Here is an 11,211-nt window from a genome sequence, read left to right as displayed (position 1 = left end):
GCTTTTTTTATTCAGAATAAAGACAATTTGTTTATTTAAATAACTGAATTTAAAGTGCTGATTAAGGTTCTTATTCTGAGAGATGCCTTACCAAATTAAAGATAAAGAATGCGATCAATCAAAGAAGTTCGCATCCACATGCTTATTTTTAGGCAATAAAAAACCCCAAGACTTAATATGCTTGGGGTTTTTCAGAATCTTGGTCCCGAGGGTCGGACTCGAACCGACACGTCATCTCTGACAGCGGATTTTGAGTCCGCCGCGTCTACCAATTTCACCACCTCGGGAGTGGATGACGGCTATATTACTCTGTTTCAAAAACTTGTCAACGCAGAAAAAACACATTTGCCTAATTTTAAAACAATTCTTATTTTTTTGTTTTATAATCGAGCAATTCCCGCCATAAAAAAGAAAAAAGTTTATACTAGCCGCAGTTTTTTTATCGTAAATTGTCATGCAACTTTCTGATTTTAGTTTCGATCTCCCTGATGAGCTGATTGCTCGCTATCCTCTTGAACAACGTAGTGCTTCCCGCCTGTTACACCTTGATGCACATGGCCAATATCACGATCACCAGTTCACCGATATTTTGGATTTATTGAATGAAGGTGATTTGCTGGTTCTGAACGATACCAAAGTGATGAAAGCGCGCCTGAAAGGTAAACGTGCCTCTGGTGGTGCAGTTGAAGTACTGGTTGAGCGTATGATGGATCAGTTCATTGCGCACTGTCATATCAAGGCCAGCAATACACCTAAAGCCGGTGCAGAATTATTTATTGGTCCAGATGAAGTTAAAGTCACCGTTCAAGGCCGTCATGAAAATCTGTTTATTGTCGAATTTTCTCAGCCGATTCTGGAGGTGCTGGATAAATATGGCGCACTGCCAATTCCACCTTATTTCAACCGTGAAGCAGAAGAAATTGATACGGTACGTTATCAGACTGTCTTCAATGATCCGACAAAACTGGCCAGCGTTGCTGCTCCTACCGCTTCCCTGCACTTCGATGAAGAGTTGCTGAAAAAACTGGAAGAAAAAGGCATTCAGAAAACCTTTGTGACCTTGCATGTTGGGGCTGGAACTTTCCTGCCGGTTCGTACCAATGATATCGAAAACCATATCATGCACAGCGAATGGTGTCAGGTATCGGATGAATCCATGGAATTGATCAAAGCCACCAAAGCACGTGGTAATAAAGTGATTGCTGTGGGTACGACCGCAACTCGTGCGACCGAAAGTGCGGCTCAGGCCAATGGTGGTGAATTGAAAGGCTGGACCGGCGATACTCAAATCTTCATCTATCCGGGTTATGAGTTCAAAGTGGTGGATCGTCTGATTACCAACTTCCATTTACCGGAATCTACCCTGCTCATGCTGGTTTCAGCTCTATCTAACCGCGAAAATATCCTGAATGCTTACAAGCACGCGGTTGAAAGCAAATACCGCTTCTTTAGTTATGGCGATGCCATGCTGATTGATCAAGCGCAATAATCAGCAGGAACCCTCCCCATGCCGATCGAGTCTGTGCAGCACTCCATTCATATTCGACGCAAGAAAAATGAAGTGGTGTTTCGCAATATCGCCCGGCTCTGGGATCTGGGTCGTCAGGCCAAAAGCCATCAGGAATTATTGGATGGCTTGCATCCATGGAACGGCCCAATTAGCTTAAAATTTGAAAATAATTTACCGTTTGCTCTGGCCGGAATCGGACTCTTTCTGATTGGCTGCATATTTGTGGCACCGGCCAATATCTGGATGCAAAGCGGTGTTTTCTTTGGATGCCTACTGGTATTCTGGGCTTATATCAGCTATGAACATCGAAAGCCACTGGATGAAGTCATTCGCTATCTGGAAGATGAGGCACTCGCCAAAAAATACCAGCTGGCTTTTCAGAAGCAGCCACAACATATCTCGATTCCGCTCAATCCCCTACATTTTATTAGCCATTTAAAACGTCTTTTCCCGGTATTTAATCAAGGCTCTCTGAGTAATGAAATTTCACGCTATGCCAGTACTGTCTGGGAAGATGAAGATGGTCAACAACATCAGGTTCTGGTCTTTCAATATCATTATGTGCACGAAGTTCAGGTACGCAATAAGGAAGGTCAACCGGTCAAACTGCCCCAGGTACATAAAGACCTTTGGGGGGTATTTGTTTTTGATGTTCAGATTCAGGGGCTAGCCGTGACTACCTCCAGAAAGAAATTTCATTATCCTTATGCTTATCCCTGGCACAGCAGCGACATTCGCGCCAACCAGAAATTAAATTTCTTTGGCAGCGATCCGATGCAAATGGCGAAACTGCTCACGCCTGGTTTTGTACTTCGACTGGCGGACTTTTTTGAGCAGCGTCAGGGCGATTTACTGTTTCATCCACAAAGCCATATGCTCTGCTATCTGGGACCACATGATTTATTTGAGGTGTCCAGTAAACACGATAAAATTAACGATATTTCTACATTGCGTGGTCATCTCAGAACGTTTAAATTAAAAGAATTGGAAAAGTTACATACTGATCTGACGCAATTTTTAAAATAATTATTTTTTTCTGGGGACTACTTTTATGGGATTTTTTGTTTTTGTCATTATCCCGCTTCTGGTCATTATTGCCATTATCATGATTCGTAACAGCATTGTGCGTCATCATAACTCCACTATTCGTGCATGGTCCGATGTCGCCAACTATGAGCGGCAAAAACTAAAAATCCTGGATGGTCTGCAACCTCTGGTTGAGCAATATTCCAGTTTTGAAAAAGGAACTTTAGAGAAAGTCACTGAACTGCGCCAGAACATTATGAGCCTGAATATTCAGGATGCCGATATTGCCCAGTTACAACGGGTTGAAAACCTGAATAAAGAACTGATGCGCAGCCTGAATGTGGTGATTGAAAACTACCCTGAACTGAAAGCTAATGACATTTATCTGAAAATGATGAATGAAATTGAAGAACAGAATGAAAATGTCGGCGCTGCAATTACCATCTACAACCGCAATGTCGAACTCTTCAATAACCAGATTCAGATTTTCCCGCACAATATTATCAATAACATGTTTCTCAGAAAGAAAGCAGTACGCCCTTTCCGTGACCAGACCGTGACTCAAAACTTTGACTATCGTCCGAACTTTCACTGAGAAAAATCATTACATTTTATAGTTTTTGATTTGCAATACATTGGCTTATGATGCAATAGCGAGAGATAAAGCAATACACTTATAAAAACCCAATAAAAAGAATAAAAAATCATGCTGGATTATTTAGAACACTTGCAACAGACGCTGGTCAAGGAATTTTATCAGCTGTATGACCGCTATCAGGATGACCACATCTATGCCTGTAGTCTGGTCTTTGACGAATTTTTATTGCTGGATGATCTGGCGATTTCCACAGAACGTAGCATTTTTCAGGACCCTGAAGATCCACAGCAATATCTGGCCGAACGGGATCGCTGGAATGTACGAAAATGGCGCTATAAAAGCCAAAGCTCTTCACAATCTGAACTCATGCCTTTTAAAACTTTGCTGGCAGAGTATTTTAAAACCCAGCATAGTTTTGGCCATCCTGTCTTAGCTCAACAAAAACAGCTTCCTGCTACTCACTTGGATTTATTGCTAGAAACTTTTAAACAAGCCAAACGCAAATTATCTGAAGCTTATGGTCTGGATCTAGATTCGATTATTTTTTTCCTCAGCGTTCCGATCCAACCCGAATGTGAATGCCAATCTGCACTTGAACTCAATTCCGACAGTCGCTTATTGCAGGACTTTTTAGCTTTCAGACAGACCCTGTCTCAACAGAGAGTCAATAAACGTTTAAAACTCTCACAAAGTGATAAGGATATTCTGATTGATCTGGAACAAATGCTGGCTATGGAACCTTATGACTATTTGCAAGTGGCGCAGGATGCCTATTTACTGACGCTGGAATCCTATTTTATCGACAGCAATATCTATATCCAAAAATTGATCCAGCATATTGCTGCCATGGCGGCTGAACCTGATGGTAGCTGTGCCTTGAGCCGGGAAGAAATTATGCAGCGTTTACAGCAATTTTCTGCAAACTTACCTCTTTCTACCTGATATTTCCTCTATTCATCGATAAATAAAATTACAGAGTGAATTCTCTACAATGCTGGCGTTTAAGGTCAGAATCAAGGAAAATAGCGCCCTTTAATTCGCATTAGTAATCAGCGAACTGTTTTTTCGCCTTGATTTGGAACTCTTATGAAGTTTGAAAAATTAGGTCAGTCGGGTCGTGCCCGTCGTGGTCGTTTAACGCTTGAACATGGCGTAGTAGAGACACCCGTCTTTATGCCAGTTGGTACTTATGGCACGGTTAAAGGCATGTTGCCACGTGATGTTGAAGGTATTAAAGCACAGATTATCCTCGGTAATACTTTCCACTTATACCTGCGTCCGGGCCTTGAAGTCATCAAGCAGCATGGTGGCCTGCACGGTTTCATGAAATGGGATAAACCGATTCTGACTGACTCAGGCGGCTTCCAAGTCTTCAGTCTGGGTGCAATGCGCAAGATTGAAGAAAAAGGCGTGACCTTCCGCTCCCCGATCGATGGTTCAAAAGTTTTCCTTTCACCTGAAATTTCAATGGAAATTCAGCATACGTTGAACTCCGATATCGTGATGATTTTTGATGAATGTACGCCTTATCCTGCAACCCATGAAGAAGCGCAGAAATCTTTGCAGCTGTCTTTACGTTGGGCTGAGCGCTGCAAGAAGCATCATCATGATGAACTCAACAATAAAAATGCCCTGTTCGGGATTATTCAGGGCGGGATGTATGAAGACCTGCGTGATGAATCTTTAAAAGGCCTGCTTGAGATTGACTTCGACGGTTATGCGATTGGCGGTCTGTCTGTCGGTGAACCGAAAGAAGAAATGATCAAGGTGCTGGATTATCTTCCGAACAAAATGCCGGAAAATAAACCGCGTTACCTGATGGGTGTCGGCAAACCGGAAGATATCGTTGAAGGCATCCGTCGTGGTGTAGACATGTTCGACTGCGTCATGCCGACCCGAAATGCACGTAACGGACATTATTTCGTGACCGATGGTCTGGTGCGTATCCGTAACAGCCAATACCGTCATGATCAAAGCCCACTTGATCCACATTGCGATTGTTATACCTGTCAGAACTTTACCCGCGCTTATCTGTTCCATTTAGAGAAATGTGGAGAAATGCTGGGCTCTATGCTCGGTACCATCCATAACCTGCGTTATTACCAGCGTTTTACTGAAGATATCCGCAACGCACTGGATAACGGAACTTTTGATGAATTTGTTCAGGACTTTTACGCTCGTCGTGGCCTGGAAGTTCCACCTTGTCCACAAGATTAATCTTTCAGCATTTGCGCTGAGGAAAAAGACAGGGTAAATTGCAAGAATATGTCAATTTATTATCAAGTTGATCACCAGTTTTTTATTTTAGGAAAATGAAATGAGCCTATTTATTTCGACTGCTCACGCTGCAGGTGAAGCTGCACAACAACCAAGCTTGATGGCTAACCTTTTGATGATTGCGGTTTTTGTTGCAATCTTCTATTTCTTGATCTGGCGCCCTCAATCAAAACGTGCCAAAGAGCACCGTGCTCTGGTTGACAGCCTTGGCGTAGGCAGCGAAGTCGTTTTTGCAGGCGGCTTAATGGGCAAAATCACTAAAATTGAAGGTGATTTCGCAGTCGTTGAGTTGAGCCGCGGTGTAGAAGTCAAAGTTCAACGCGCGAGTGTGATCTCAGTTCTGCCTGAAGGCACTTTAAATAACATTTAATCAAAATTAGTCGTGCTCCCCGCACGACTTTTTCATTTTAAGAAGAAAACGAATGCGTTACCCAGCATGGAAATATGTGCTGATCCTGGTTGTCCTGGTGGTCAGTACTTTATATGCCCTGCCAAGTTTGTATCCAGATGAACCTGCTGTACAGATTTCGGGTGCCAAAGCCGGTACTCAGATTGACGCAGGCATCGTACAAAAAGCAGAGCAGATTTTAACAACTGAAAATATTGCAACTCACGACAATAGCTTTAGTAATAACGCTGCTTTATTACGTGTAAATTCAAGTGAAGCACAGCTGAAAGCCAAAGAAGCTTTACGCCGTGGTTTAGGTGATGAATACGTCGTAGCACTTAACCTTGCTCCAACCACTCCAGAATGGCTGCAAAAAATTGGTGCCAAACCAATGAAACTGGGTCTGGACTTACGTGGTGGTGTTCACTTCCTGCTCGAAGTGGATATGGACAAGGCGATTGCACAGCGCATGGACACCTCAGCAACTGACCTGCGTCGTCAGCTGCGTGATAACAACCTGAAATTCAATAGCCTGAATTTAAGCAATAACACCATTGTTGTGCAGTTTGCCAATAATGATGATCGTGCTGCCGTCATGGATTTCTTGCGCCGTAATGGCAATGAATTCAACCAGCAGGCAGTGGCGACTGAAACCGGTTCGACTTTACGCCTCAACTATACCGATACGCGTAAGCAGGAAATTGAATCTTATGCGGTGAACCAGAACTTAACTACTTTACGTAACCGTATTAACGAGTTAGGTGTGGCTGAAGCGCTGGTACAAACCCAAGGTAGCAACCGTATTGTGGTTGAACTTCCGGGTGTACAGGATACCGCAGAAGCAAAACGTGTCTTGGGTCGTACGGCGAACCTGGAATTCCGTCTGGTGTCTGATCTGAATGATCAATACATCGATCCTTATACTGGCCAATTAAGTGGTACAGCTCCAGCAGGAACTCAGGCATTTGCTTATGAATCTCTGGACAGTGGTCGTCAGTTATTGCTAAACCGTAACCGTATTTTGACCGGTGAACGTGTACAAAATGCATCTTCTGGCTTTAGTCAAGATACTGGCGGTGCTGAAGTTAATATTACTTTGGACAGCGCTGGCGGTAAATTGATGGCAGATGCCACACGTAATGCCGTAGGCAAACGTATGGCGGTACTGTTCATCGAGAACAAGCAAAAGATCAGCTACGTAGAAGACCCGGCAACAGGTGCACAAACTGAAGTGCGTACACCATATACCGAATCTGTGGTGATTAACGCTGCTACCATTCAGGCAGTATTGGGTTCTCAATTCCGTATTACCGGTCTGGACTCACCTCAGGAAGCTTCTGAGCTTGCCTTGATGCTACGTGCTGGTGCTCTGGCTGCGCCAATGTATTTCGTTGAAGAACGTGTGATTGGTCCAAGTCTGGGTCAGGAAAATATTGATAAAGGCGTACTCTCTACCCAAATCGGCTTCATTCTAGTAGCGATCTGGATGGTCGTATTCTTCCGTCTGTTTGGTGTAATTGCCAACTTTGCGCTGGTCGTTAACCTGGCGATGATTCTGACAGTGATGTCGTGGATTGGCGCTTCCCTCACCCTGCCGGGTATCGCGGGTATCGTGATTACCATCGGTATGGCGGTCGATGCCAACGTACTGATCTGTGAGCGGATACGGGAAGAAATGAAATGGGGCGCCTCGCCGAAACAGGCAATTGTGGCCGGTTATGATCGAGCCTATAACACCATTTTCGACTCGAACTTAACTACCTTCCTGGTCGCGTTCATTCTGTTCGCAATTGGTACTGGTCCAATCAAAGGCTTTGCTGTAACCCTGATGATTGGTATTGTCTGCTCGATGTTTACGGCGATTACCGTAACCCGTGCGATCGTACAGATCATCTATGGCAAAAAACGTAACTTGAAAAAGTTGAGCATTTAGGAGATCGATGATGACTGAAAATACTCAACTGAATCAGAAACAGTACGGTCGCCCTGAAGACGAACGTATCATTCCGTTTATGAAGATTGCATTGCCTGCGGCAGTGTTCTCTATCATCCTGACGGTTGCCAGCATCTTCTTTATTGCGACCAAAGGCTTGAACCTCGGTCTGGACTTTACTGGTGGTGTCTCAGCAGAGCTGAACTATACCAATCCGGTAAAACCTGATGATGTAACTCAGGCACTCAGCAAAGCTGGCTTTGATGATGCGGTCGTGCAAACGCTGGGCTCGGAACGTGACCTGATGGTACGTATGCCGGTTCAGGAAGATATTGAAGCAGAAGACCTTACCAAAGCCGTTACTGCAGCAGTTCAGCTGCCAGGCAATGCGGCTCAGGTACCTAAGGTCGATGTAGTCGGTGGACAGGTCGGTAATGAGCTGTATGTGCGTTCTGCGGGTGCAGTTGCTCTTGCCCTCTTGCTGATGCTGGTCTATGTCACTATCCGCTTTGAGTTCAAACTGGCGATGGGTGCGGTACTGTCATTGTTCCACGATATCGTGGTGACGATTGGTATTTTTGCCATGATGCAATGGCCATTTGACCTTACGGTTCTGGCTGCACTACTGGCGATCATCGGTTTCTCACTTAACGATAATATCGTGGTCTCTGACCGTATCCGTGAGAACTTCCGTAAGATCCGGGGTGCCGAACCTGTTGAAATTATCAATATTGCCTTGACTGAAACCTTACGCCGTACCATTCATACTTCTATGACTTTATTACTGGTTGTAGTGGCCATGATGATCATGGGCGGTGCTGGTCTGAAATGGTTCTCGATTGCGATGTTTGTGGGTGTCTTTGTCGGTACCTATTCTTCGATCTATATCGGTACAGCCTTTGCCCTGTGGCGCGGTCTGAATCGCCAGGACTTTATTGTTCAGGTGAAACCAGAATTTGAAGACGAAAATCAGCTTCCATAAGCTGCCCGTTTTCGATTTCACTATTCAGCCCATCTTATGATGGGCTGAATTTTTTCTGGTCTAAGAAAATTGAATGCTGAGGCACTATGGCAATCACAGGATGGATTTTAGCTACATCAGACTTTTGGAAAGTGACCTTGCGGCTTTCATCCAGACTTTGGATCTGATAGCTGTCCTGGTTTTCCGACATCAGCTCCACAATGAGTTGCAGTCCATTAATTAAATAAAGACACGCCAAGCCAGATGACTGTAATACAGCTTGCGCATCACAGACCAACCACCAGCCTGCTTTTAGGCTCGGAAAATAATATTGTCCTGTCACCTGAATGGCATAATGCTGAAGCTCCAATTTAAGCCATGGTAAAAGTCTTTCTGCCGAATCTATAGTTTTCATTTTAAAGGCTTGCTGCTCAACAACCTGCATCTGGAACAAAGTTATTTTTACAGGACTAGATGCCACTTCAATGACAGGTGCTTCAGCACGATCCAATATTAAACATTCCAAACCCAGTTGCTGTTCAAGTTCTCGTGCAGCCTTTTCTCCAATCTGGCGCTTACTGTTCAATAGCTGGGTAATATAGGCTGCAGACAGACCAAAGTGCTCGCAAATCTCTTTGCCATTGTTAAACTGCTGGCTATCAATCAACTGATCGATTACTTTGGCCAGATTATTTCGTCTCAGTTCAAATATTTCCGTGGCACTCATGTTTATTATTTGCTCTTTTCCCTCTTCAGCACACCTTATAACAAAAAAGCCCGCAATTGAATTGCGGGCTTTTCTAATCATGCCTAAAAAGAATCAGTTACCTTGAACCAGACGGCGGGCACTGATAATTCCCGGCTGCTGTTCAAGACGGGCCAATAATTTGGAAAGTTGAGCCAAGCCTTTAACTTCGATCAACAGCTTCATATTGGCAATACCATCTGCTTCAGAAATAGTATTTACCTGACGGATATTGATCTGATCCGAGAAAATCACCTGAGTCAGATCTTTAAGCAAACCACGACGGTCATAGGCTTCCACCACAATCTGCACGCTCTGACCGCGAGTCGGCTGCATTTCCCAGTCGGCTTCTACCGCACGTTCCGGTTCCTGCGAGATCATGCGTACATAATCCGGACAAGCCACCTTATGGATGCTTACACCGCGATTCAGCGTAATATAACCCGCAATCGATTCACCATGCACCGGCTGACAGCACTGGGCTACATGCAGTTCGACGTTATCCAGACCATCAATCAGAATACCATGTGCAGACAAGGTATGGCTGGCACGCGGATTCAACGCCGGTTTCAGCACCAGTTCAGGCTCATCCTGATCCAGATGCATATGACGGTTCACCTGATTGATCAGGGCATGCAGGCTGATATCACCATTCACCAGACCAATCAGAATGTCTTCACCACTTTTCACATTGAAATGGTTGCAATAATCACCCAAGTCGATTGATTTCGGGTGAATTGCCAGACGTGCCAATTCTTTATTCAGAATTTCACGACCCACTTCCAGATTCTTACTGCGATCCTGCTGACGGAACCAGTGACGTAACTTGTCACGGGCACGTGCAGTCTTGATATAACCCAGTGAATTAACCAACCAGTCCCGATTTGGTTCACGGTCTTTCTTGGTCAGAATCTCAACCTGTTCCCCGGTTTTCAAGGCATAGGTTAAAGGTACATAGCGCTGGTTGACCCGGGCTGCATAACATTTGTTGCCGACTTCCGTATGTACATGATAGGCAAAGTCGAGTACGGTTGAACCTCGTGGTAACTCTTTAATATCACCATCACGGCTGAACACATAGATTTTTTCGAAGCCTTCAAAATCTTGAATATGCTCAAAATTTTCAACTTCCTCTTCTTCATCCTTATGTGCACTGGCTTCATTGCGTTCCTGATAATGCTCAATCACTGCACGCAGGGAGTGCAGACGATGATTAAAGGAAGTATCGGTATTTTTCGAACCTTCCTTATAGTTGAAGTGTGAGCATACGCCAAGTTCAGCCTCTTCATGCATCGTATAAGTACGAATCTGCACTTCAAGTGACTTGTTTTCCGCAATCACAGCTGTGTGTAAAGAGCGATAACCATTGGCCTTCGGATTGGTAATATAGTCATCAAACTGATGCGGAATATGTCGCCACAATTGATGTACGATCCCGAGCGTGTGATAACACTCAGGCACACTTTTCACCAATACACGCAGCGCACGGATGTCATACAGCTGGTCGAAGCTCAGGCTTTTGCTTTTCATTTTCCGATAGATCGAATAAATGTGCTTCACCCGGCCGTTAATTTCAGCTTCAATGCCGTGTTCTGCCAGCTCTTCACGCAATTTATCAATCACGAACTGAATATATTGTTCACGTTCCAGACGCTTTTCATTCAGCAAAGAGGCAATTTCTTTATAGCGTTCTGGCGCCAGATAGCGGAAGGCCAGATCTTCGAGTTCCCATTTCAACTGGGCAATCCCGAGACGATGCGCTAAAGGAGAATA

10 protein-coding genes and 1 tRNA gene are annotated in these 11,211 nt (G+C 44.4%); 8 read left to right on the top strand and 3 right to left on the bottom strand.

What is annotated here, in order from left to right; genetic code table 11:
- Nucleotides 1-200: 200 nt before the first annotated feature.
- Nucleotides 201-287, bottom strand: a tRNA-Leu gene (locus tag B4J23_RS10300).
- 167 nt (nt 288-454) lie between these two features.
- Here B4J23_RS10300 and queA point away from each other — a divergent pair.
- The 8 genes from queA to secF all read left to right on the top strand — a co-directional run bounded on the left by queA (nt 455) and on the right by secF (nt 8,714).
- Nucleotides 455-1,489, top strand: a complete 1,035-nt coding sequence (gene queA / locus B4J23_RS10295; protein ID WP_291360457.1) for a tRNA preQ1(34) S-adenosylmethionine ribosyltransferase-isomerase QueA — start codon at nt 455-457, stop codon at nt 1,487-1,489.
- 18 nt (nt 1,490-1,507) lie between these two features.
- Nucleotides 1,508-2,536, top strand: coding sequence for a hypothetical protein (locus B4J23_RS10290; RefSeq protein WP_291360455.1), 1,029 nt, complete (start codon nt 1,508-1,510; stop codon nt 2,534-2,536).
- A 25-nt stretch (nt 2,537-2,561) separates the two neighbouring features.
- Nucleotides 2,562-3,131, top strand: coding sequence for a LemA family protein (locus tag B4J23_RS10285; protein ID WP_179992981.1), 570 nt, complete (start codon nt 2,562-2,564; stop codon nt 3,129-3,131).
- Nucleotides 3,132-3,242: 111 nt separating this feature from the next.
- Nucleotides 3,243-4,076, top strand: coding sequence for a DUF4303 domain-containing protein (locus B4J23_RS10280; RefSeq protein WP_291360452.1), 834 nt, complete (start codon nt 3,243-3,245; stop codon nt 4,074-4,076).
- Nucleotides 4,077-4,220: 144 nt separating this feature from the next.
- The gene (gene tgt, locus B4J23_RS10275; protein ID WP_004783611.1) at nt 4,221-5,351 is read left to right on the top strand and encodes a tRNA guanosine(34) transglycosylase Tgt; all 1,131 of its coding nucleotides are present in this window, start codon (nt 4,221-4,223) and stop codon (nt 5,349-5,351) included.
- 100 nt (nt 5,352-5,451) lie between these two features.
- The gene (yajC, locus tag B4J23_RS10270; RefSeq protein WP_004783613.1) at nt 5,452-5,781 is read left to right on the top strand and encodes a preprotein translocase subunit YajC; all 330 of its coding nucleotides are present in this window, start codon (nt 5,452-5,454) and stop codon (nt 5,779-5,781) included.
- 52 nt (nt 5,782-5,833) lie between these two features.
- Nucleotides 5,834-7,732, top strand: coding sequence for a protein translocase subunit SecD (secD, locus tag B4J23_RS10265; protein WP_159123076.1), 1,899 nt, complete (start codon nt 5,834-5,836; stop codon nt 7,730-7,732).
- A 7-nt stretch (nt 7,733-7,739) separates the two neighbouring features.
- Nucleotides 7,740-8,714 (top strand): protein translocase subunit SecF, encoded by a 975-nt coding sequence (secF, locus tag B4J23_RS10260; RefSeq protein ID WP_171064806.1) that lies wholly within the window; start codon nt 7,740-7,742, stop codon nt 8,712-8,714.
- Nucleotides 8,715-8,748: 34 nt separating this feature from the next.
- Here secF and B4J23_RS10255 read toward each other — a convergent pair whose 3' ends face one another.
- Nucleotides 8,749-9,420, bottom strand: coding sequence for a hypothetical protein (locus B4J23_RS10255; RefSeq protein WP_291360447.1), 672 nt, complete (start codon nt 9,418-9,420; stop codon nt 8,749-8,751).
- Nucleotides 9,421-9,513: 93 nt separating this feature from the next.
- Nucleotides 9,514-11,211: RelA/SpoT family protein (locus B4J23_RS10250; protein ID WP_291360445.1), on the bottom strand; the 1,698-nt coding region annotated here is incomplete at its 5' end.

Origin of the sequence: Acinetobacter sp. UBA3025 (assembly GCF_002367915.1) — a bacterium.
GTDB lineage: Bacteria > Pseudomonadota > Gammaproteobacteria > Pseudomonadales > Moraxellaceae > Acinetobacter.
This window is presented reverse-complemented; position numbering and strand designations above follow the sequence as displayed.